21 protein-coding genes are annotated in these 21,528 nt (G+C 51.2%); 11 read left to right on the top strand and 10 right to left on the bottom strand.

The window, feature by feature from the left end:
• The first annotated feature begins 275 nt into the window (after window positions 1–275).
• The 3 genes from J1781_RS21065 (at window position 276) to J1781_RS21055 (ending at window position 2,982) form a co-directional block, all read left to right on the top strand.
• The gene (locus J1781_RS21065; protein ID WP_129953873.1) at window positions 276–917 is read left to right on the top strand and encodes a hydrolase; all 642 of its coding nucleotides are present in this window, start codon (window positions 276–278) and stop codon (window positions 915–917) included.
• 62 nt (window positions 918–979) lie between these two features.
• Window positions 980–1,399, top strand: coding sequence for a DoxX family protein (locus tag J1781_RS21060; protein ID WP_129953872.1), 420 nt, complete (start codon window positions 980–982; stop codon window positions 1,397–1,399).
• Window positions 1,396–2,982: an MFS transporter gene (locus tag J1781_RS21055; protein ID WP_217219239.1), complete on the top strand. Its 1,587-nt coding sequence runs from the start codon at window positions 1,396–1,398 to the stop codon at window positions 2,980–2,982. Before J1781_RS21060 ends, J1781_RS21055 begins: the two co-directional genes overlap by 4 nt.
• 32 nt (window positions 2,983–3,014) lie before the next feature.
• Here J1781_RS21055 and J1781_RS21050 read toward each other — a convergent pair whose 3' ends face one another.
• Window positions 3,015–3,923, bottom strand: coding sequence for a LysR family transcriptional regulator (locus J1781_RS21050; RefSeq protein ID WP_217219238.1), 909 nt, complete (start codon window positions 3,921–3,923; stop codon window positions 3,015–3,017).
• 139 nt (window positions 3,924–4,062) lie between these two features.
• On the opposite strand from J1781_RS21050, the gene J1781_RS21045 reads away from it, so the two are divergent.
• Window positions 4,063–4,371: an antibiotic biosynthesis monooxygenase gene (locus tag J1781_RS21045; protein ID WP_217219237.1), complete on the top strand. Its 309-nt coding sequence runs from the start codon at window positions 4,063–4,065 to the stop codon at window positions 4,369–4,371.
• A gap of 163 nt (window positions 4,372–4,534) precedes the next feature.
• Window positions 4,535–5,386: an excinuclease Cho gene (cho, locus tag J1781_RS21040; RefSeq protein ID WP_217219236.1), complete on the top strand. Its 852-nt coding sequence runs from the start codon at window positions 4,535–4,537 to the stop codon at window positions 5,384–5,386.
• Window positions 5,387–5,523: 137 nt separating this feature from the next.
• Here cho and gorA read toward each other — a convergent pair whose 3' ends face one another.
• The gene (gorA, locus tag J1781_RS21035) at window positions 5,524–6,876 is read right to left on the bottom strand and encodes a glutathione-disulfide reductase (RefSeq protein WP_129953867.1); all 1,353 of its coding nucleotides are present in this window, start codon (window positions 6,874–6,876) and stop codon (window positions 5,524–5,526) included.
• 164 nt (window positions 6,877–7,040) lie between these two features.
• On the bottom strand, window positions 7,041–7,883 hold the full coding sequence (locus J1781_RS21030) for a 23S rRNA (adenine(2030)-N(6))-methyltransferase RlmJ (RefSeq protein ID WP_013573521.1): 843 nt from the start codon (window positions 7,881–7,883) through the stop codon (window positions 7,041–7,043).
• Window positions 7,884–8,064: 181 nt separating this feature from the next.
• Here J1781_RS21030 and prlC point away from each other — a divergent pair, with 181 nt between their 5' ends.
• Both prlC and rsmJ read left to right on the top strand, forming a co-directional pair.
• Window positions 8,065–10,125, top strand: coding sequence for an oligopeptidase A (gene prlC, locus J1781_RS21025; protein ID WP_129953866.1), 2,061 nt, complete (start codon window positions 8,065–8,067; stop codon window positions 10,123–10,125).
• A 9-nt stretch (window positions 10,126–10,134) separates the two neighbouring features.
• Entirely contained in the window at window positions 10,135–10,881 is a 747-nt protein-coding gene (rsmJ, locus tag J1781_RS21020; protein WP_217234143.1) for a 16S rRNA (guanine(1516)-N(2))-methyltransferase RsmJ, read from the top strand.
• A gap of 65 nt (window positions 10,882–10,946) precedes the next feature.
• Here rsmJ and J1781_RS21015 read toward each other — a convergent pair whose 3' ends face one another.
• From J1781_RS21015 to uspA, 3 genes are all read right to left on the bottom strand, one after another.
• Window positions 10,947–11,309 (bottom strand): hypothetical protein, encoded by a 363-nt coding sequence (locus J1781_RS21015; RefSeq protein ID WP_217219234.1) that lies wholly within the window; start codon window positions 11,307–11,309, stop codon window positions 10,947–10,949.
• An 11-nt stretch (window positions 11,310–11,320) separates the two neighbouring features.
• Window positions 11,321–11,470: a hypothetical protein gene (locus J1781_RS21010; protein ID WP_217219233.1), complete on the bottom strand. Its 150-nt coding sequence runs from the start codon at window positions 11,468–11,470 to the stop codon at window positions 11,321–11,323.
• A gap of 221 nt (window positions 11,471–11,691) precedes the next feature.
• A complete protein-coding gene (gene uspA, locus J1781_RS21005; RefSeq protein ID WP_014333460.1) occupies window positions 11,692–12,132 on the bottom strand; it encodes a universal stress protein UspA in 441 nt (146 codons plus the stop codon).
• A gap of 337 nt (window positions 12,133–12,469) precedes the next feature.
• On the opposite strand from uspA, the gene uspB reads away from it, so the two are divergent.
• A complete protein-coding gene (gene uspB, locus J1781_RS21000; protein ID WP_129953863.1) occupies window positions 12,470–12,805 on the top strand; it encodes a universal stress protein UspB in 336 nt (111 codons plus the stop codon).
• A 210-nt stretch (window positions 12,806–13,015) separates the two neighbouring features.
• On the opposite strand, the gene pitA is transcribed toward uspB, so the two are convergent.
• A complete protein-coding gene (pitA, locus tag J1781_RS20995; protein WP_129953862.1) occupies window positions 13,016–14,521 on the bottom strand; it encodes an inorganic phosphate transporter PitA in 1,506 nt (501 codons plus the stop codon).
• Window positions 14,522–14,831: 310 nt separating this feature from the next.
• On the opposite strand from pitA, the gene J1781_RS20990 reads away from it, so the two are divergent.
• Entirely contained in the window at window positions 14,832–16,055 is a 1,224-nt protein-coding gene (locus J1781_RS20990) for a BaiN/RdsA family NAD(P)/FAD-dependent oxidoreductase (RefSeq protein WP_217234142.1), read from the top strand.
• A 482-nt stretch (window positions 16,056–16,537) separates the two neighbouring features.
• Here J1781_RS20990 and J1781_RS20985 read toward each other — a convergent pair whose 3' ends face one another.
• Together J1781_RS20985 and J1781_RS20980 are read right to left on the bottom strand one after the other, a co-directional pair.
• On the bottom strand, window positions 16,538–16,846 hold the full coding sequence (locus J1781_RS20985) for a hypothetical protein (protein WP_129953860.1): 309 nt from the start codon (window positions 16,844–16,846) through the stop codon (window positions 16,538–16,540).
• 41 nt (window positions 16,847–16,887) lie between these two features.
• Window positions 16,888–18,543 (bottom strand): methyl-accepting chemotaxis protein, encoded by a 1,656-nt coding sequence (locus J1781_RS20980; protein ID WP_217219145.1) that lies wholly within the window; start codon window positions 18,541–18,543, stop codon window positions 16,888–16,890.
• 431 nt (window positions 18,544–18,974) lie between these two features.
• On the opposite strand from J1781_RS20980, the gene J1781_RS20975 reads away from it, so the two are divergent.
• Complete coding sequence (locus J1781_RS20975) at window positions 18,975–20,141, top strand: serine hydrolase domain-containing protein (protein WP_238483125.1); 1,167 nt, start codon at window positions 18,975–18,977, stop codon at window positions 20,139–20,141.
• Between the two features lie 67 nt (window positions 20,142–20,208).
• On the opposite strand, the gene J1781_RS20970 is transcribed toward J1781_RS20975, so the two are convergent.
• Entirely contained in the window at window positions 20,209–21,093 is an 885-nt protein-coding gene (locus J1781_RS20970) for a LysR family transcriptional regulator (RefSeq protein ID WP_217234141.1), read from the bottom strand.
• A gap of 109 nt (window positions 21,094–21,202) precedes the next feature.
• Between J1781_RS20970 and J1781_RS20965 the strand changes: the two genes are divergently transcribed.
• The gene (locus tag J1781_RS20965) at window positions 21,203–21,502 is read left to right on the top strand and encodes a hypothetical protein (RefSeq protein WP_129953856.1); all 300 of its coding nucleotides are present in this window, start codon (window positions 21,203–21,205) and stop codon (window positions 21,500–21,502) included.
• Window positions 21,503–21,528 lie beyond the last annotated feature (26 nt).

Genomic DNA, 21,528 nt, shown 5'->3' with positions numbered 1-21,528 from the left:
GTTGAAAACAACATTATGCGTGGCAGGGAAATATTGATAACAGGATATTTTTGATAAGTTGTTAAAGGATTTTGTTGTTCCTATCGCGCTGAAATTAATGGGTATTATCGGGCATATAGAGAGGGTAATACCTGTCAAAAAAATCTGAACAAGTTGCCAAATTCTTTCCGCTATCCGCTTTTAATGTCCTGACCTATTGTTAATTCCAGCAGCACAACAGCACGACGTTAAATACAAACACTCAATCTAACAATGCACTCTGAGAGGAAATGAAAATGTCTAAATTCGATCTGCTGGACCCACAGAACTCCACCCTGATTTTCATCGACCATCAGCCACAAATGTCCTTCGGCGTTGCGAATATCGATCGCCAGCAGCTTAAAAATAATACGGTCGCTCTCGCTAAAGCGGGCAAAGTTTTTAACGTGCCGGTGATTTACACCTCGGTCGAGACGGAAAGCTTCAGCGGTTATATCTGGCCGGAATTACTGGCGGTGCATCCGGATGTGAAACCGATTGAGCGTACCTCAATGAATTCCTGGGAAGACGCAGCATTCGTGAAAGCCGTTGAAGCCACAGGCCGCAAAAAACTGATCATCTCCGCCCTGTGGACCGAAGTGTGTCTGACATTCCCGGCACTGATGGCGCTGAAAGAAGGGTATGAAGTGTACGTGGTGACCGACACCTCCGGCGGCACCAGCGTGGACGCTCATGAACGTTCCATTGACCGTATGGTGCAGGCTGGTGCAGTGCCGGTGACCTGGCAGCAAGTTCTGCTCGAATACCAGCGCGACTGGTCACGTAAAGAGACATACGACGCTGTTATGGATCTGGTGCGTGAACACAGCGGTGCTTACGGTATGGGTGTCGATTACGCCTACACCATGGTGCACAAAGCCCCGCAGCGTAAAGCGTAACCTTCTTCATTTATCCATTAAGCCGGAACCGTGCTCAGGCGGGTTCCGGCAGGAGAGACATCATGCGTCATGCCCCTGTTTCCCGCCTGTCGGCACCTGTTATCCCTTTCGCGGTCATCCGCTGGTTGGCCCTGCTGGCCTTATGTGCCGCGTATTTGCAGGGCGGCATCGTCAAACTGTTCGATTTTCCCGGCGCGATTGCCGAGATGCAACATTTCGGTTTGTCACCGGCCGCGCCTATGGCCGCTGCGGTGATTGTGCTGGAACTGGCGGCTTCGGCACTGATTCTTACCGGACGCTTTCGCCGGGCGGGTGCGCTGGCGCTGGCGCTGTTCACTTTTAGCGCCAATTTTATGGCAAATGCCTTCTGGCAGGTGTCGGGACAGGAACGCGCCATGATGATGAACGGTTTCTTCGAGCATATCGGGCTGGCCGGCGCTTTTATCTATGTTGCCTGGGATGACCTTAAGGGGCGGGTATGAGCCAGAATGCTGTTGCGACCGGCGGCGCTTTTTCACCGCTGAAACAAGGATTATTTGCCACGATTTGGGTGGCAACCATTCTCGGTAATACCGGCAGTTTTATGCGTGATGTGGCCAGCTCGTGGTTAGTCACCGGGCTGTCATCAAACCCTGCGGCGGTCGCGCTGATGCAAACCGCAGCAACCTTGCCGATTTTTTTGCTGGCGATCCCCGCAGGTGTGCTGTCCGATATTCTTGACCGTCGCCGCCTGCTGATTTTTGTTCAGTTGTTGCTGGCAGGCGTCAGCGGAACCTTGCTTCTGTTGTCACACAATAATTTGCTGACCGTGGAATACCTGGTAGCACTGACCTTTATCGGCGGTATCGGTGCCGCGCTGATGGGGCCTGCCTGGCAGGCGATTGTGCCGGAACTGGTGCCCCGTTCAGATTTGAGAAATGCCGTCGCGCTGAATTCACTGGGGATTAACATTGCCCGGGCGGTGGGTCCCGCTGGCGGAGGTTTGCTGCTGGCCAGCCTCGGTGCCGGTGCGGCTTACGGCGCAGATGTCATGAGCTATGTTTTTGTCATCGGCGCATTGCTGTGGTGGAAGCGTCCGGTTAAAGCGAAAAATGAGTTATCGGAGCACTTCCTGGGTGCGTTCCGTGCAGGGCTGCGATATGTCAAAGCCAGCCGGGAACTTCACCGCGTGCTGCTGCGTGCCGCGATTTACTTCGCTTTCGCCAGCGCCATCTGGGCGATGTTGCCGCTGATTGCCCGCAATATGTTGCACGGTACTGCCGGATTCTACGGCGTTCTGCTTGGCGCAGTGGGCGTCGGCGCGATTTTCGGTGCGCTGCTGTTGCCCCGTTTACGCCGGAAACTGAGCGCTGACGGACTGGTGCTGCTTTCCGCCTTACTGTCCGCCGCCGTCATGTTGCTGCTGGCAACATCACCGGAAAAATGGCTGGCCGTGGTGCTGATGGTGGTATTAGGGATTGGCTGGATTATCGCGCTGACCTCCATGAACGGTGTGGCGCAGGCGGTACTGCCTGACTGGGTGCGTGGCCGCGGGCTGGCGGTGTACCTGATGGTGTTTAACGGTGCGATGGCAGCGGGCAGTTTGTTCTGGGGTTTAATTGCCCGGGAAACCGGTCTGGTCGGGGCGCTGTTACTCGCCGGCAGCGGATTAGTTATCGCCGCGCTGGTATGCTGGCGGCTGAAATTGCCCGCTGGCGAGGCGGATTTACAACCTGCCGGGCACTGGGATAATCCGGTCGTGGAAGGGGATGTGCAGGGCGATCGCGGTCCGGTGATGATCCAGATTGAATATATGATTGCACAGGAAGATCGTCCGGCGTTTCTGGCTGAAATCCGCAAACTTTCGCTGGCACGCCGCCGTGACGGGGCTTATGCGTGGGGGATCACCGAGCACAGCGATGATCCGTCACGTCTGGTGGAATGGTTCCTGGTGGAATCCTGGCAAGAGCATCTGCGTCAGCATCAGCGTGTGTCGCATGCCGATGCCGATTTGCAAAGCGAAGTGACACGTTATCACCGTGGAGAAAATAAACCTCAGGTACATCATTATCTTTCGGTACGTTAGTCGCAGTACAAAGCCGCATGATGCGGCTTTTTTTATTCCAGGCTATACACCGCTGCGATACCGTCGAAATTCTGTAAGTTTTCGCGCCACCACATGGCGGCATTGCCGGTGGCATTTTCGTTCCAGGCCATAAAAGCCTGATCGCGACGGGTTTCGGTATCGAGACGACGCTCCACCAGCGCACCGCTTTCGAGATGCGGCGCGGCGAGGTAACGCGGCAAATAGCCACAACCCAGCCCGGCAATTTGTGCGTGAACTTTGGCGTTAAAATCATGAACGCTCAGCATTTTCTGTTCATCAAGCACGCGTAAATCAGCCCCTGTACCGTGGCGGGACGTGTCGTGAACCACCACCGCGCGATACTGACGGATTTGCTCACGCACCAGCGGTTCCGGCAGTGAGGCGAGCGGGTGATGCTTTGCTACTGCAAACACATATTCCAGCCAGCCGATCGGGCGGTATTCAATGCCGCTGCGCGTCACCGGCTCCTGCACGGCACCGAATACGATGTCGGCTTCGCCGTAACTCAGCGCTTCCCAGCAACCCGCCAGTACGTCGTGGCGGAACAATAACTGGGTGTGCTGATGTTCTGCGTAAAAACGGTCGATCAGCGGCGCAAGCAGCGCGAACGGGACGGAAGCATCGACGCTGATGGTCAGTTTGCTTTCCCAGCCGCTTTCGACGTACTGCGCCTGTTGTTCCAGCTCACTGACGGCCCGCAACAGTACGCGGCCTTTTTCCAACATCAGACGGCCAGTGGGTGTGAATGTCGCGCGGTGGCCTGAGCGGTCCAGGAGCTTGATATTCAGATCACTTTCCATTTTCTGCACGGTATAACTCAGTGCAGAAGCGGTTTTAAACAGTCTGGCAGCCGCAGCGGCAAAAGTGCCGTGTCTGTCCAGCGCATCCAGGATCAGCAGCGCTTCAAGGCTTAATCGCATTATTTTCCCCACCCCAAAAATTGTTTAACAACAACCCAAAATATTTCCGTTATGAATGACTGTATTGATTTCGTATCGTTCATGAATATAACGCAACATTCAGTTAACCAGAACAACGGTTAATGAGAAGGAATATCTGATGACTTATCCGCACCAACCTGACCACATTACTCTGGTGATAACCCATAGCGTACGGCGGGATAAGCTGACGGAATATGAATCCTGGCTGGAGAAACTGATGGCCGATGCGGCAAGTTTTACCGGTTACCAAAGTGTAAAAATCTTGCGGCCGGTTCATGGGGAAACTATCTACACCGTGCTGGTCCGTTTCGATAACATTGATAATCTTTACCAGTGGATACAATCCGGACAGCGGGAAAGCCGTGAAAAAACCTTAGCTAACCTGCTGAATGGTCAGGAATATATAGAGCTGCGTACCCAGGCGTAAATTCTGACGTTCAATATTTACACAAGATTTTTCCCACAAAGGTTGAAGGCTGTATAAATCACCAGTATTATCCGTCTGTTTTTTATACGGCATTTTTTGTTTTTAGAAGAGTTTCAAAAAAGGTGTCAGAGAAAAGTTATCAGAGAAAAACAGGTCAGCTATTTTGTGGAATCCCGAGAAAGAGCTTTTTACCGAGCTCTATCAGTACCCTGAGCATCTTCGTCATACCTTAGAAAATTTGCCCAACCGCAGCGGCGTGTATATTTTTTACGGTGATGATAATGCCTTTCCGCTGTATATCGGTAAAAGCGTGAATATCCGCAGCCGGGTCATGTCGCACTTCCGCAATCCTGGCGAAGCCAAACTCCTGCATATGACCCGTGATATTGAATTTATTGAAACGATCGGGGAAGTCGGCGCCTTATTGCTGGAATCTGATCTGATCAAAACCCGGCGACCTTTGTTTAATAAGCGTCTGCGTACTGCCCGTAAGCTGTGTTCCATCCGGCTTCAGGGGCTGACGGCCAGCATCGTTTTCAGCGATAATGTGGATTTTTCGCACAGCGAAGACCTGTTTGGGTTGTTTAAAACCAGGATGTCGGCAGTCGAAAAGATCCGTGAGATCGCCGATCAGGAAAAGCTATGTTACGGCGCGCTGGGGCTGGAAAAGCTGTCAAAAAATCGCGCATGTTTCCGTTTTTCGCTGGGCAAGTGTGCCGGTGTCTGTTGTGGCAAAGAATCACAGGAGGATCATCAGGCGCGCCTGCGGGAAGCACTCAGCGCCCTGAAAATTCGTAGCTGGCCGTATCCGGGACGGATTGCGATCGCCGAAGAAGCCAACGGACTGACCGATTATCACGTCATTAATCACTGGTTTTATCTGGGGACAGTGAAAACGCTGGAAGCCGCCAAAGCCTTTGATACTGCTGTGCCGCATTTTGACCGCGACAGTTATAAAATCCTCTGCAAACCTTTATTCGAGGCAGACAGCCCGAAAGTGATTTTGCTGGACTGAAATCACTACGGTGATAACCGGCTGTGTTCTTTGCTTCCTGCAGTGTAAATAGCGCTATAAAAAAAGGCCGGGGATCATAAGATCCTCAGCCTTTTGTTTGCCGGAGATAACACTTTTCCGGCAAGAGCGTGACGCTATCAGCGCATGGTCACAAACTCTTCGGCACCGGTCGGGTGGATAGCGACGGTATTGTCGAAGTCTTTCTTGGTTGCGCCCATTTTCAGTGCGACCGCAAAGCCCTGCAACATTTCATCCATGCCATAACCGATGCCGTGGATGCCAACGATTTTCTCTTCCTTACCGACGCACACCAGTTTCATGCGGCACGGCTGACGGTGTTGCGTGACGGCGGTATACATGGCGGTGAAGGCTGATTTGTAGACTTTTACGTTGTCTTCGCCGAACTGCTCTTTCGCCTGCGGTTCGGTCAGCCCGACCGTGCCGATTGGCGGGTGGCTGAACACCACGGTGGCGATGTTGCTGTAATCCAGATGTTCGTCCGGCTTGTTGTTGAACAGGCGTTCTGACAGGCGACGACCCGCGGCAACAGCCACCGGGGTCAGTTCAACCGCACCGGTGTTATCGCCCACGGCGTAAATGCCGTTTACGCTGGTATTCTGAAACTTATCGACGACGATGTAACCTTTATCGTTGGTTTTCACGCCAGTCGCTTTCAGGTTGAAATTGTCAGTTTCCGGTTCGCGGCCAATCGCCCAGACCAGGCTGTCGACAACAAATTCCTGGCCATTTTCCAGCTTCAGCGTCAGGCTGCCGTCGGCATTTTTCACCACTTCTTTCGGAATGGATTCTTTATGCAGTGCCGGACCTTCGGTTTCCATCACTTCTACCAGCGTCTCGACGATCAGCGGATCGAAAGTCCGCAGCGGTGCATGTTTACGCACGAACAGATGCGTTTCGGCACCCAGTGCGTTCATCACACCGGCGATCTCCACCGCGATATACCCTGCACCGACAACCGCAACGCGTTTTGGCATTTCGGTCAGATCGAAGAAACCGTCTGAATCGATGCCGTATTCTGCACCCGGAATATCCGGATGGCTCGGACGTCCGCCGGTGGCGATCAGAATGTGATCTGCGGTGATCTGCTCACCGTTCACTTCAACGGTATGATCGTCAACGAAACGGGCAAAACCTTTGATCACATCCACGTTATTTTTGCCCAGTACGTTGTCGTACGAGGTGTGGATACGGTCGATGTAAGCGGTACGGTTGGCGACCAGCGTTTTCCAGTTGAAGCTGTTAACGGTGGTATCAAAACCGTAATCCGGGCCGTAGTTGCGGATCGCTTCTGCGATTTGCGCGGCATGCCACATGACTTTTTTCGGAACACAACCCACGTTGACGCACGTGCCGCCAAGCTCTTTAGCTTCGATCAGCGCACATTTTTTCCCATACATGGCTGCACGGTTGATTGATGCGATACCGCCGCTGCCGCCGCCAATTGCCAGATAGTCATAATGTTTGGTCATCGTTTTATCCGTAAGTTGTGAAAAATGGAGACACTGATACAGCGTCATTAATCTCAAAATTTGGCTAAGAGTTTAACGTGTTGTGGAAAAGATTGGATCAATGATTGTGATAGGTTTGATAGCCAGAACCTTTGAAAAAAGGCTCCGGCAATTTATGCAGGCTTTTACTCAGGCACAACCCAGTTAACTGTGGTGTGACCGGTACCGGAAGGCACCAGCACTTTGAGCAACCACGGCAGCACGTTGTTCATCTGCTGCTCGAGTTTCCACGGTGGGTTAATCACGATCATGCCGGAAGCGGTCATGCCGCGCTGATCGCTGTCCGGGCGCACGCCCAGCTCGATTTGCAGAATACGGCGGATGCCGGTCGCTTCGAGATCACGCAGCATTTTCTTGATTTGCTGACGCATCACCACCGGATACCACAGCGCGTAAGTGCCGGTGGCAAAACGCTTGTAGCCTTCCTGAATGCCTTTTACCACGTCCTGATAATCGGTTTTCATTTCATACGGCGGGTCCATCAGGATTAGCCCACGGCGTGAAGGCGGTGGCAACTGGGCTTTCAGTTGCTGATAACCGTCAGCGCGGGCAACGCGGGTGCGGTCATCTTTCTGAAACTCACTGCGCAACAGCGGGAAATCGCTCGGGTGCAGTTCAGTCAGATGCAGCTTGTCATCTTCGCGCAACAGCTGACGGGCAATCAGCGGCGAACCCGGGTAATAACGCAGGTTTTCATTGCGGTTGAAGTGATTGACGACCGACATATATGCCGCCAGTTCTTCAGGAATATCGTCCCGCTGCCAGATGCGCGCGATGCCTTCCAGATATTCGCCGGTGCGTTCGGCGTGCTCGCCGCTCAGCTGATAGCGCCCGGCACCCGCGTGGGTGTCGAGATAAAGGAAGGGTTTTTCTTTTTCTTTCAGAGATTCAATGATCAGGCTCTGAACGGTGTGTTTCAGTACGTCGGCATGGTTGCCTGCGTGAAAACTGTGGCGGTAACTCAACATGTGCGGCTTCTCCTGCGGCTTCGCGGCATTATCCATTAAAGACTATCCCGCCGCCACCCATTGATTTCACCGTAACTTGACCGCATGTTAGAAGTTACGTCATCTTTAAGACGACCCGAATTCACTGCGTGGTGCGCCACAGGCGCATCAGCCCCAAACGCTATTACGAAGGACTGGCCCTATGACTGAACAGCAAAATGCGTCGAATCCGCTCTTAACACCGTTCTCCCTGCCACCTTTCTCTGCGATCAAGCCCGAACATATTGTCCCTGCGATGAAATCCGCTATCGAAGAAAGCCGTCAGACGATTGAACGCGTTGTTGCGCAGGGCGCACCTTATACCTGGGAAAACCTGTGTCAGCCGCTGGCCGAAAGTGACGATCGCCTGAGCCGCATCTGGTCGCCGGTCGGGCATCTCAACGCCGTAAAAAACAGCCAGGAATTGCGTGAAGCTTACGAGCAATGTCTGCCAATTCTGTCGGAATTCAGCACCTGGACCGGGCAGCATGCCGGTTTGTATCAGGCGTATCGCGATTTAAAAGACAGCGAACATTTCAGCACACTGTCCGTGGCTCAGAAAAAAGCCATCGATAACGCGCTGCGTGATTTTGAGTTGTCCGGCATTGGCTTGCCGATGGACAAACAAAAGCGTTATGGCGAAATTTCCGCGCGCCTGTCTGAACTGGGTTCGACCTACAGTAACAATGTGCTCGATGCCACCATGGGCTGGAGCAAACTCATCACTGATGAGAATGACCTGAAAGGTCTGCCGGAAAGCGCACTGGCCGCTGCAAAAGCGTTGGCAGAATCTAAAGAACAGGAAGGCTGGCTGTTAACACTGGATATCCCGAGCTATCTGCCGGTGATCACCTACGGCGAAAACCGTGAATTGCGTGAAGAGATGTACCGTGCGTTTGCCACCCGTGCCTCCGATCAGGGGCCGAATGCCGGTAAGTGGGACAACAGTGAGGTCATGGCCGAAGAGCTGGCGCTGCGTCACGAACTGGCCCAGTTGTTAGGTTTTGATTCGTTTGCGGATATGTCGCTTGCCACCAAAATGGCGGAAAGCCCGAAACAGGTGATCGATTTCCTGAGCGGTCTGGCAAAACGTGCGCGTCCGCAGGGCGAGCAGGAACTGGCGCAGTTGCGTGCTTTCGCCAAAGAACATTTCGGCGTGGATGAGATGGAAGCCTGGGATTTGCCGTTCTATGGCGAAAAACAGAAACAGCACCTGTTCTCCATTAACGACGAGCAGTTACGGCCTTACTTCCCTGAACAGCGTGCGCTGGAAGGGTTGTTCGAAGTGGTGAAACGTATTTACGGTATCACCGCCAAAGAGCGCAAAGATGTGGAAACCTGGCACAAAGATGTGCGTTTCTTCGATCTGTTCGATGAAACTGGCGACCTGCGCGGCAGCTTCTATCTCGATCTTTATGCCCGTGAACACAAGCGCGGTGGCGCATGGATGAACGACTGCGTGGGCAGTATGCGCAAAGCGGACGGCGAACTGCAAAAACCGGTTGCATACCTGACCTGTAACTTTAACGGTCCGGTGGGCAACAAACCGGCACTGTTTACGCACAACGAAGTCACCACGCTGTTCCATGAATTCGGTCACGGACTGCATCATATGCTGACCCGCATCGACACGCCGGGGGTTGCCGGTATTGCCGGTGTACCGTGGGATGCTGTCGAACTGCCAAGCCAGTTTATGGAAAACTGGTGCTGGGAGCCGGACGCTCTGGCGTTTATCTCCGGTCATTTTGAAACCGGCGAACCCCTGCCGAAAGAGATGCTGGATAAGATGCTGGCGGCGAAAAACTATCAGGCGGCGCTGTTTATCCTGCGTCAGCTGGAGTTCGGTCTGTTCGATTTCCGTATGCATGCAGAGTACGACCCGGCCAAAGGTGCGCAAATCCTGCAAACGCTGGCAGAAATCAAAAAACAGGTGGCCGTGGTACCGTCACCGTCGTGGGGACGTTTCCCGCACGCTTTCAGCCACATCTTTGCGGGCGGTTATGCGGCGGGTTATTACAGCTATCTGTGGGCGGAAGTGTTGTCTGCCGATGCCTATTCCCGCTTTGAAGAAGAAGGTATTTTCAACCGCGAAACCGGCCAGTCATTCCTGGATAACATTCTGTCGCGTGGCGGTTCCGAAGAGCCGATGGAGCTGTTCAAACGCTTCCGCGGGCGTGAGCCGCAGCTGGATGCTATGCTGCGCCACTACGGAATCAAAGGATAACCTCTGCCTGTGAGTGTGTGTTTACTGTGTGAAGAAGGCGCCGATGAAGGCGCCTTATCTGTTCTGGCGCAGCGCTGGGATCTGACGTCTGACCCGGATGCCGTAATGGCGCTGGTGCTGACGTCTGAACGTCTGGAATTACGCAAACGTGACGAGCCAAAACTCGGCGCGATTTATGTCGATTTTGTCGGCGGCACGATGGCGCATCGTCGCAAATTCGGCGGCGGACGCGGTGAGGCAGTAGCCAAAGCCGTCGGCATTAAAGGCAGCTATCTGCCGGATGTCGTTGACGCCACCGCAGGGCTGGGCCGTGATGCGTTTGTACTGGCGTCCCTGGGGTGTAAGGTGCGGATGCTGGAGCGCAATCCGGTAGTGGCGGCACTGCTCGATGACGGGCTGGCGCGCGGCTATCGCGATGCAGAAATCGGCCCGTGGCTGCGCGAGCGTATGACGTTGCTGCATGCCTCAAGCCTGACAGCGCTGGCTGCACTATCGCCAAAACCGGAAGTGGTGTATCTCGACCCGATGTATCCGCATAAACAGAAAAGTGCGCTGGTGAAGAAAGAGATGCGGGTATTTCAGGGATTAGTCGGCCCGGATGAAGATGCGGATGGCCTGCTGGAACCGGCACGCCGTTTAGCGACTAAACGTATTGTGGTCAAACGCCCGGACTACGCACCGCCGATGGCTGATATTGCCGCCCAGGCCGCTGTCGTGACCAAAAGTCACCGGTTTGATATCTATACGCCGTTGTAACCAAAGGCATCGCATGATTAATAAGAAACCAGAAAGCACTGCACATACGTTCTGGTTTCTTATTTTCATGCCTGATTACGCAAATCTTCGATAAATTCGGTAACGGGTACAGTTTTTTCACGATCCCGTTGCGCTTCGTCGATCTTATTTAGCTGGTCAATCAGGATCTTTTTCATTTCTGCTTCCGCAAAACGCGTCAGTAAATCCCTTACCATCGGCTGGTATCCAATCTGGTGATGTGCCGCGATGGTTTTCAGGTTATTCAGCAGCGATTTTTGCAACCTTATTGAGATGGCCTGAAGCTCCATCATGTCATCAAATTCAGCGGCCAGAGAAGGGTTAACTGCCTCTGCATGCTCCTCCGATGCTCCGAGCTCGCGATTATCCCACATTTCTGCATTATCCTGAGCGTCATGGCGGGTCGTCATAATATCTTCCTCTAAATTGGGAGTGTTGCTGCCAGCTTTTCGCGGGTATCCTTCAGATAATGACCCTCGCGGTTAGCAAAGCATTCGAAGACCTCTTTCTCCACAACATTATGTTTTACGAACAATTTCTCTTTCACTGCCGGTGAAAACTGGATTTTCATAATACATCCTGTATGAAAACATCTTCCGTATATACCCATACTGTTTGAATATTGTTCATAATTAACAGAGGGATGTGATTTATATATTGTTAATCACCTATTCTGTATATACAGATTAATCCTTTGTTCAGGAATCGACCCGTATTCTCCAGGCAAAAAGACAAAAAAAGCCCGCAGGTGAAAACCAGCGGGCTTGTTTACAATATTAACAGCAACGCCTCTTACGCTTCTTCTTCCTCATCGCGCAATGGCACGATCAGCATGTCGATATGAACGGTGTTAATCAACTGGCGTGCTGAGGACATCAGCTTGCTCCAGAAATCCTGATGATGGCCGCACAGCACTAAGTCCACGCCATATTTGTTGATGGCATCTACCAGCACCTGCGCCAGATCACCGCTGCCGCTGAGGGTCTCCGAAATCGGATAGCCGGCATTTTGCGACAGTTCGTTCAACGCGTGATGGGTTTCTTCGGAAATACGTTTCTGCATGTCGCCCAGGTTAACGTCGATAAGACCCGTATACAGGTCTGAATAGTTCACATCAACGTGGATCAGGGACACTTTGGCGTTATACGGGCGCGCCATGGAAACGGCTTTCTCGACCAGAACTTTGCTCTCCGGCGACAGGTCCACAGCAATAAGTATGTGTTTGTAAGCCATAAGAAAACTCCTTCCATAAGTCGGTTAATAGCAATATCAGCATCATGCGGATGTCATGACGTCAGTATAGCGCCAAAATGGTTAAATAAATCAAGCATACAGATCCCATTTCCTTATCTGAGAATCCATAGATATAAATAATATGAACAGTTTCGGATTCGTTTCCTACACTCAATAATGCAGGCGTCTCCTGCTTTGGCAATCTTCTGTGGTACGAAAAGAGGGCGGGCGAAGGTAGCCCGGGGGTGTGAAATTGCGGAAAGGCAGGGCGAAACGCCGGGTGTGTGCCAGCATGACGGGCGCATTGCGCGGTGTCAGTTCGCCTTGAGGGGGAATCATGATCAGTCCCGTTGCGCTGTTTTGGGCTTTATGTTTTGTATGTGTAGTGAATATGCTGCGCTATTACTCTTCTTTGCGCGCATTGCTGGTGGTTCTGCGGGGGTGCGATCCGCTGTTGTATCAGTACGTCGATGGCGGAGGGTTTTTTACGGCTCACGGTCAGCCTGGCAAGCAAATAAGGTTGGTACGCTATATTTATGCTCAGCGCTACGTTGAACATCACGATCCTGAGTTTATTCGCCGTTGTGAGCGGGTTCGCGGTCAGTTTATCCTGACTACGGCACTGGTCGGTTTAATATTAATCAGTATGTTAGCCATGCTTATCTGGTATTAGCATACCCTTCGTACTTGAAGCTGCAGCGGCGTTAGCGGCTCTCGTTCACCCGAATCACTGACCTGTGTCAGCTCATCGGGATTCTCTCGTTTGCTGCCTTGCTGCAACTCCAATTACTTTGGTTATGAATTAGGGAGGATGTGTGAAAAAGGAAACAAAAAAGGCGACCTGCTGAGCAAGGTCGCCTTTTTACTGCCTGTCAGACAAGCATCAGATCAGCTTCAGGGCAATCCAGTACAGGACACCGGAAAGCACAATCGACACCGGCAGGGTTAATATCCACGCCATCGCGATGTTTTTCACGGTTTTCGACTGCACACCGCCGCCATCGACAATCATGGTGCCCGCGACGGCAGACGACAACACATGCGTGGTGGAAACTGGCATGCCGGTGTAGCTGGCTACGCCGATGGACACTGCCGCAGTAAGCTGTGCTGACAGCCCCTGTGCGTAAGTCATGCCTTTCTTACCAATCTTCTCACCGATGGTGGTCGCAACACGTTTCCAGCCAATCATGGTACCCAGTGCCAGCGCCAGCGCTACCGCGATAATGATCCAGATAGGTGCATATTCGACGGTTTGCAGAATGTCGGTTTTCAGCTCGCCGAGGAAGCGTTTATCTGCGGCGGAAGTTTCCGGCAGCTTCGCCACTTTATCCGCAGTATCAGAAACACACATCAGCAGGCGACGCATATGGCTGCGTTCGTCCGGTGACAGGTCGCTATAAGATTGCAGATTAGTCAGCAGGCTTTGCGCACGACCAATGGCGTCAAGTGCGTGGCTGCTGTCGCAGTGGAACACTTTGGGCTCGTCAGTCGGTGCGATATTAACATCAGGTGCAGGCACTATCGGTGTCAGTGCTACCACATGCGGTACAGCATCAGCATGTTGCTGATAATACTGTCCGAGGTGGGTCACGGCGTCGCGGGTACGGGTAATGTCGTAACCGGTTGCACTCATGTTCAGCACAAAACCCGCCGGAGCCACACCAATCAGAACCAGCATAATCAGGCCAATACCTTTCTGACCATCATTAGCGCCATGAGAGAAACTCACGCCGATAGCCGACAGGATCAGGCCGATACGTGTCCAGAATGGCGGCTTTTTCTTGCCATCTTTCTTTTCCCGTTCAGCAGGGGTCAGGTGGATACGTGCATGTTTCTTGTTGCCACTCCAGTAACGGCGCAGCAGGAAAATCATGGTACCTGCCATAATCATCCCGACCAGCGGGGAGACGATCAGTGAGGCAAAAATACCGATCATTTTGGGGATGTTTAACGCATCGACCACAGAGGTGTGAGTCATTAATGCATTGGTCAGCCCTACGCCAATGATGGCGCCGATCAGGGTATGAGAACTGGACGCCGGCAGGCCGAAATACCAGGTGCCAAGGTTCCAGATGATCGCCGCCAGTAACATTGAAAACACCATGGCAAGGCCATGAGCAGAACCCACGTTGAGCAGCAAATCAGTTGGCAGTAAATGAACGATGGCATAAGCCACACTCAAACCACCGAGCAGGACGCCAAAGAAGTTAAATACCCCTGCCATCACGACCGCTAATTGCGAACGCATTGCCCGGGTATAGATGACGGTTGCCACTGCGTTGGCCGTATCATGGAAGCCGTTAATGGCTTCATAGAACAGAACAAACAGTAACGCGAGAATCAATAACGAACCGGTATGAATATCCAATCCGGCAAATAGATGCAGCATAATTGTTACGCCAGTTAGTGGTCATGAACGCCGCGCATTATCTGCGAGAACAGGGGGAGGGGAAAAGGAAAATATGACATTTTTTTGACTAAAAACAGTCCAATATCTACCCTGGATTTGGTTAAGTTTTTATTTATCAAAAAGTTATTCCTCCTTTGGTGATTGAAACATTTACTTACGACGTTCAGGAAACGGTCTGTTGGCTGGTTTAACAGGCGCCTGTCCCTTACAATCCGCGGCTCAACGCCCCGGTAAACAGGGCGAACCTTATGTAAAACGTAGTTGAATTTCCGTAAAAGAGAGGCCGAAAGTGGAACAGGTTGATGTGGTAGTCATTGGTGCAGGTGCGGCAGGCATGTTCTGCGCGGCGCAGGCCGGACAAGGTGGCTGCCGGGTTCTGCTGCTGGATAACGGCAAAAAAACCGGACGCAAAATTTTGATGTCAGGCGGCGGACGCTGCAATTTCACCAACCTTTATGCTGAACCCGCTGCCTATCTTTCCGAAAATCCGCATTTTTGTAAATCCGCGCTGGCGCGTTATACCCAGTGGGATTTCATCGATATGGTCAACCGTTACGGCATCGCCTGGCACGAGAAAACCCTCGGGCAGTTGTTCTGCGACGACTCGGCACAGCAAATCGTCAGCATGCTCGATAAAGAATGCGAGCAGGGCAACGTCGATGTACGCCTGCGCAGCGAGATTTCCGATGTGCAGAAAACCGAAAATGGCTTTGTCATCAAGGTGAATGGCTCAACTGTAAGCACTCACTCACTTGTTATTGCCAGCGGCGGGCTTTCCATGCCGGGGCTGGGCGCGACACCCTTCGGTTACCGTCTGGCGGAACAGTTTGGCCTGAAAGTGCTGCCGACCCGCGCCGGTCTGGTGCCGTTTACCCTGCACAAACCGCTGCTCGATCATTTGCAGACGCTTTCCGGCGTGTCAGTGCCTGCGGTTCTGACTGCGCAAGACGGCACGGTTTTCCGTGAAAGCATTCTTTTCACCCATCGTGGCATGTCCGGTCCGGCAGTTTTACAGCTTTCGAGCTACTGGCAGCCGGGTGAGTTTGTGAGCGTTAACTTACTTCCTGATGTGGATCTGGCGGCGTTTCTGAATACGCAGCGTCAGGAACACCCGAACCAGAGCCTGAAAAATACGCTGGCGATGCAACTGCCGAAACGTCTGGTGGAGTGCCTGCAAACGCTGGATCAGTTGCCGGACGTCACGCTGAAACAGCTGAATGTGCCGCAGCAGGTGGAACTGGTTGAACAACTGCAAAACTGGCAGGTTCAGCCCAACGGCACCGAAGGTTACCGCACGGCAGAAGTGACGCTTGGCGGCGTCGATACCAAAGAGTTGTCGTCCAAAACCATGGCCGCCGCTAAGGTGCCGGGCTTGTATTTTATCGGTGAAGTAGTGGATGTCACCGGCTGGCTGGGTGGATATAACTTCCAGTGGGCGTGGAGTTCGGCGTGGGCCTGTGCGCAGGATCTGGTGGTGTTTTGCAATAATAAAAATGGTGATCTGAATAAATAGTTGGTGATCTCACCTGCATTTGAGACATTAAAGTTCGTGATCCAGAGCACCTCGACAAAAAATCTAATTTTGATGTCAAACAGGAAAATCTCCCCCCTCAAAAGCAGAAAAACACGACATAGGGTAGTGGTCGCCACTGACCGACAGATCCTATGTCGTGTTTAGCGAGCGGTTCACGCCGGTGAGCAAGGCCGCTGGGTTGCATAAGCAGGCTAGCGGCTTGCCGCGTTTATCTGTCCAGATGTTTTAATGCCACCTGTGGGCGGTATTGTTTTTATTACGGGATAATCACAGCGGGTTTGTGAGGTTGGGCAGTCTACGCGTAAAACCCAATGATACGAACCACAAGAAACCCCGCCACCCTTTCTGAGGTAGCGGGGTCAGCTAAAACGTACTTTTAGGATACGGTCACTTTGAACTCATAGTCTCCTGTCGTGAACGGCAGCCTGACTGGCGTTTTGGAGTCCCCCGGTAACACCTTCTCAGGACAAAAAACCTTTCAAATTTTCCAGCATATTGGTCATCATGCCGAAGGCCATATTTACGCTGTGAATGCTGTAATACAGCGTAATATCATTGCGCATCAGGTAGGTTTCAAAACGCTTATCTGCCAGCACCGCCTGAACTTCCAGACTGCGATCGCGGAAATGTCGGCAGTTATTAATGTACAAATCCAGTGAACGGTATTCTCCCGTAGCAAGCTGATTCACCAGCACCGCCATCTGTTCGAAGCTCTCGATCAGCGCCCTGTGTTTTTCCAGATGGCCGGCATGCTCCTGAAGATTTTCCATAATGACGTTCTCCCGGTAACGAGACGACGGCAAAAGCCTGATCAGAAGCTTTGCCAGTCGGACTCATTTGTGGAGTGCGCACCCGGTTTTTCCGTGCGTGGAAGGGCGGCTAGTGCCCGCGCCGGTTTTGCCCGGGACTGATGCTGAGCCGTGGCGTCGCTGAGACGGAATTCGCCGACCAGTCTCGCCAGGCCGTCAGCCTGATCCTGCAACGAGCGCGAGGCTGAAGAGGCTTCCTCTACCAGCGCGGCGTTCTGCTGAGTCACGTCATCCATCTGATTGACCGCCTGATGTACCTGAGAAATCCCCTGACTCTGCTCTGTTGCCGCAGCGGCAATCTCGTTGACCAAATCAGTCACCTGACGGATGGCATTACCCATGGAGTTCATGTTCTCGCCGACATCGCCCGCCTGATGGGCACCGGCTTCGATCAGGCTGTAGGAAAGGTCGATCAGTTCTTTTATCTCACGCGCGGCGGTGGTCGAACGTTGTGAAAGATTTCTGACCTCTCCTGCAACAACAGCAAAGCCTTTACCGTGCTCACCGGCACGTGCCGCTTCCACGGCGGCATTTAACGCCAGAATATTGGTCTGGAAGGCGATGCCCTCGATAAGCGTGATGATCTCAGTGACTTTGCGTGAACTGCTGCGGATATCACCCATCGTACCCAGCATCGTCTCAAGTGATGATGCACTTTTCTCCGACAGTGCATTCATGTTACCCGCCAGCTGGCTGGCCTGACGCGTGTTGTCAGCCGTCTGGCGAACCGTCTCGCTCAGCTCGGTCATGCTGGCGGCCGTTTGTTCCAGAGAAGCTGCTTGCTGCTCGGTGCGCGAGGAGAGATCTTCGTTACCGGCCGCGATTTGTGCCGAGGCGCTGCTGACGGACTGGGAAGCCGCGCTCACAGACAGCAGCGCTCCGGATACGCGTTGCATCAGACTATTGAACGCGCGGGCCATATTGCCCACTTCATCATGACGGCTGTCATCGGCGCTTACGGTCAGATCCAGCCGCTCGCTGGCGACGGCCATAATCCCGCCGATGTCCAGCAGGCTTTTTCGTACCCGACGGATGGTGGCCAGTGCGAAGGATCCCAACAGCAGAATAATGATCGTCACGCTGCCGCCCATTCCCCACAATGTGGTGTTGAAAATGCTGTGGTTGATGGCCCGCAGCCCCTCACCGATGTTGATATTTAAGGTAAGCTGTTTGCGATAATCGGCGATGAGCTGACGGATAGCCCCGCCGATACTGTCGTCGCCCTCAATCATTGCCAGAGTGACATCGTCCTGATGCGCTCGTGAAGAGGTCAGAAAGGCGGGAAGTTTCTCTTCCACTTTACGAATATTGTCAAAAGCCACGTGTGTCAGCCTTTCATCTTCAGCATCTGAGATGTTGTGCTGCAGATAATAATCCGTCAGCGTTTTTAGCCCGGCAATCTGCTGCTGAATGCGGGTTTCTACTTCAGGCATTTTACCGTTATCGGTCTGGCTCTGATGTTTATAGAGGGTGAGAGAAAGCTTATTGCTTTGATCAATAAGATTATTGAGATCCTTAATTGAAGGGATCGTATTGACCTGAACATATTCAAACCGGTCCTGGAAACCCGAAATCAACATGATTGCGACGACGCCCATTGAGATAAGGGCCGCAGAAAGCAGCGAGAACGTCAGTAAAAGACGTTTTGTGATGTTCATATTTTCCCCTGATTTTAAAAGTCCCGCCTTCAGGAAAAAGACAGGATGTGAATCACGGTTATCGGCAAAAATTGCGTTAACGTTAATTAAACCGATCTAATTCAATAATTTACGTTAATAAAATGTTCATAAATAATGTTGCGAATGATTTTTTATGCATCTAAAGAGATTTTTCATTCTCATTGGATCGGTTTTTGAATCATTTCCGACGGATCAGGAAGGTTGTTAAAAAGAACATCAGGAACACGGCAATTTCTCATTGAAAAGCGCGAGGAAATAACACAGTCTGCGACCTGCCCACGCCCATCCGGCATGTCTCTTTCTCTGTCACAAGGTCACCTGATGTTTATGCATAATTGCCACCGTGCTATTTATCTTTATAAATCAATAAAATGAAAAGAATCACGGGACGATTTTCGGGCTTAAGTATCATGCTTCCACTGCTTCTGACAGCGTGCGGCACACTTTCCGATATGCAGGTTGATGAAAATCCGCATGAAGTGAAGCAGCTGGCCTGTAGCCAAAATCTTGACGATATGGTGGATACCGTAGCCCGGCGGTACCTGCACAAAGAAAAATCCAGCGGCATGGCGATCGGGATCATCAGAAATAACGGCGCGGCCAGAACCTGGGGCTATGGTTATACCAACGCGGTGAACGGTTACAGGATTGATGGCGAAACCCTGTTTGCACTCGGTTCGGTCAGTAAAGGTGTGACGGGAGAAGTGGTGGCGGGGCTGGTCGATAAAGGACAGCTTAAGTGGGATGACAAACTGGTGGATCTCCTGCCAAAAAATACCCCGCTGAGCGAGGACGCCAAAAAAATCACCCTGCTGCAACTGGCGACGCACACTTCGGGTTTGCCCCGTCAGAACATGACCAAAGATATGCTGGAAAGTTTCCTTAAGTATTTATATACCGGCGACAATTTCTATCATGAGCTGGACAGCGATGCCGTGGTCGATGACCTGTCGTCTTTTAAAAGGCCGTTATTACGTCAGCCACAATATTCTAATTTAGGCTATGCACTGCTCGGTTATATTTTGAAATTAAAAACCGGTGAAGATATTCAGCAATTATCTTATACCTTTATTTTTGATTCCTTAAAAATGGGTAACACCAGTTTTTATGCCAGCCAGTTAAAAACCTATCCGTACCGCGCGATTGGTCATGCAGGGGATCAGCCTAAACTTATCCGCCGTGGCGACGTGGTGCCTGACTGGCATTTCTCGAACAATATGGTGGCGGCGGCCAGCCTTTACAGTAATGCTGATGATTTGCTGAAATATTTGCGGGCGCATATTGATGATTCACAATCTGCGGCTCTCAGTGCCGCTATTCAGACCACGGAAAAGATTTATTTCCAGAGAGAAATGGAAGCCGCTAACATCGCCTGGGTCACAGATTATAAAGATGGACAGATTATTACTTATCAGGTCGGCTATATCGGTGGGTATTCCAGTTATATTGGCTTCGATAAAAAGCATAAAAATGCGGTAGTGGTTCTACAAAATTCCTTCAACTGGAGCAATTATGTCGGCCATGATTTGTTACTGAAAATGGCAATGGCGGACGATTTCAAAGGCCGTTGCCGGTGACGGAAGAGGCGGTGAAATAACAAAGAATCCCTTCCGTTTTTGCGCGCAAGGGTGAGTTTTCTCACTTCTACATTTTCAGTAAATCAATTATATGCAGCAGTCGTTCGTCATTTTTTGCCTTGCTATGAATATAGGCATAAACATCCAGCGTATCTTTTTCCATCCAGGGTATAGCAACCGTTTGCAAATTAAAATAGTGCGGAATATGTTTCAGCAGGAACTCCGGGAAGAACATAACAAAGTCGCTTTTCTCTATGCAATGCAGCATATTAAGCAATGAGTTTGAGCGGTAACGGATATTTCGCCGATGGAAATTTGCATATAATTTCTCCGGCAGATAGGCGTGTGTTTCAGCAGAACTGAGTACGGCATGCTCTTCTTTCATCCACTGTTCCAGGCTTAAATTTTCTTTAATCCGCGGATGTCCCTGACGGCATAAGCCAATAATTTTTGATTGTGCGATACGGGTAGAAATAAACGAGTGGTTATGCTTTATGGCCGAGCCAATATCAATATCCACCTCCCGTGAGACCAGTGCGGTGAGTCGTTGTTCTTCAAGCATGATCCGGTTATTAAACGTGAAATTAATACCTTCCCGCAATTTATTATTTTTTAGCAGTTTATCCATCAGGAAATATTCAACCATAGTATTAGTTCTGATGATAACATCAGCAACCTCAGGATGATTTTTGCCGCTTATCATCACGGAGCTCGCAATGTCTTCGTCAATTTTCTTGAAATTCGGATATAGCTGATTGGCAACGGGCGTCGCTTTAAGCCCTCTGGAGGATTTGATGAATAACGGATCGTTATAGTAATCACGCAATTTGTTTAATGCATAGGTCAGCGTTGGGGAAGAAAGCCCCAGTGCTTTCGCCGATTTACTCATGCTTTTGGTTTCATAAACCAGGACCAGAGTTTTGATCAAATTATAGTCAAATTTATTGCTCACAAGAGTATTATTATCCTTTTAATCAAATACATGATGTAGGTCACAAAATATTTCAAATCACGATTTTTAAAAATTTCTATTGTGTATGAACTCACAGGGCGGCCTAATAATGGCATTCACTGAACAGAGCAGAAAAGGTTTTATGAAAGTCCTTACTGATAACGCCTCATTTGAAAAATGGTTTATAAAAGATTATTTAAATATTAATAACGATCCCCTGAATTCCTCTATCTTTACTGATGAGGAATTGGCGTGTGTTCTTTCTGAAGCCGCGCCCAGATCATTTCCATGCCTGGTATTGGTTGACTCCCACAACGTTATTGGTGGTGCTGACCCGCTACGTTATATTTATAAACAAGAATTAAGGCTAATGCAAAAATTGCTCGAGGGGAATGGAGTTTCCTGCTAGAAAAACGTCTGCGTCATTGTAAAAAA

The organism is Rahnella perminowiae, from assembly GCF_019049695.1.
GTDB classification, from domain to species: domain Bacteria; phylum Pseudomonadota; class Gammaproteobacteria; order Enterobacterales; family Enterobacteriaceae; genus Rahnella; species Rahnella perminowiae.
Note: the sequence above shows the minus strand (reverse complement) of the source record. Positions and strands in the feature narration are given on the sequence as shown.

Excerpts from the sequence above, each read along its gene's own strand:
- prlC (WP_129953866.1), top strand. The coding sequence starts at position 8,065 with ATGACTGAACAGCAAAATGCGTCGAATCCGCTCTTAACACCGTTCTCC.
- J1781_RS21010 (WP_217219233.1), bottom strand. The coding sequence starts at position 11,470 with ATGAAAATCCAGTTTTCACCGGCAGTGAAAGAGAAATTGTTCGTAAAA.
- uspB (WP_129953863.1), top strand. The coding sequence starts at position 12,470 with ATGATCAGTCCCGTTGCGCTGTTTTGGGCTTTATGTTTTGTATGTGTA.
- J1781_RS21045 (WP_217219237.1), top strand. The coding sequence starts at position 4,063 with ATGACTTATCCGCACCAACCTGACCACATTACTCTGGTGATAACCCAT.
- gorA (WP_129953867.1), bottom strand. The coding sequence starts at position 6,876 with ATGACCAAACATTATGACTATCTGGCAATTGGCGGCGGCAGCGGCGGT.
- J1781_RS20985 (WP_129953860.1), bottom strand. The coding sequence starts at position 16,846 with ATGGAAAATCTTCAGGAGCATGCCGGCCATCTGGAAAAACACAGGGCG.
- uspA (WP_014333460.1), bottom strand. The coding sequence starts at position 12,132 with ATGGCTTACAAACACATACTTATTGCTGTGGACCTGTCGCCGGAGAGC.
- J1781_RS21060 (WP_129953872.1), top strand. The coding sequence starts at position 980 with ATGCGTCATGCCCCTGTTTCCCGCCTGTCGGCACCTGTTATCCCTTTC.
- J1781_RS21015 (WP_217219234.1), bottom strand. The coding sequence starts at position 11,309 with ATGACGACCCGCCATGACGCTCAGGATAATGCAGAAATGTGGGATAAT.
- J1781_RS21050 (WP_217219238.1), bottom strand. The coding sequence starts at position 3,923 with ATGCGATTAAGCCTTGAAGCGCTGCTGATCCTGGATGCGCTGGACAGA.
- J1781_RS21065 (WP_129953873.1), top strand. The coding sequence starts at position 276 with ATGTCTAAATTCGATCTGCTGGACCCACAGAACTCCACCCTGATTTTC.
- J1781_RS21055 (WP_217219239.1), top strand. The coding sequence starts at position 1,396 with ATGAGCCAGAATGCTGTTGCGACCGGCGGCGCTTTTTCACCGCTGAAA.
- J1781_RS21030 (WP_013573521.1), bottom strand. The coding sequence starts at position 7,883 with ATGTTGAGTTACCGCCACAGTTTTCACGCAGGCAACCATGCCGACGTA.
- J1781_RS20980 (WP_217219145.1), bottom strand. The coding sequence starts at position 18,543 with ATGAACATCACAAAACGTCTTTTACTGACGTTCTCGCTGCTTTCTGCG.
- pitA (WP_129953862.1), bottom strand. The coding sequence starts at position 14,521 with ATGCTGCATCTATTTGCCGGATTGGATATTCATACCGGTTCGTTATTG.
- J1781_RS20965 (WP_129953856.1), top strand. The coding sequence starts at position 21,203 with ATGGCATTCACTGAACAGAGCAGAAAAGGTTTTATGAAAGTCCTTACT.
- J1781_RS20975 (WP_238483125.1), top strand. The coding sequence starts at position 18,975 with ATGCTTCCACTGCTTCTGACAGCGTGCGGCACACTTTCCGATATGCAG.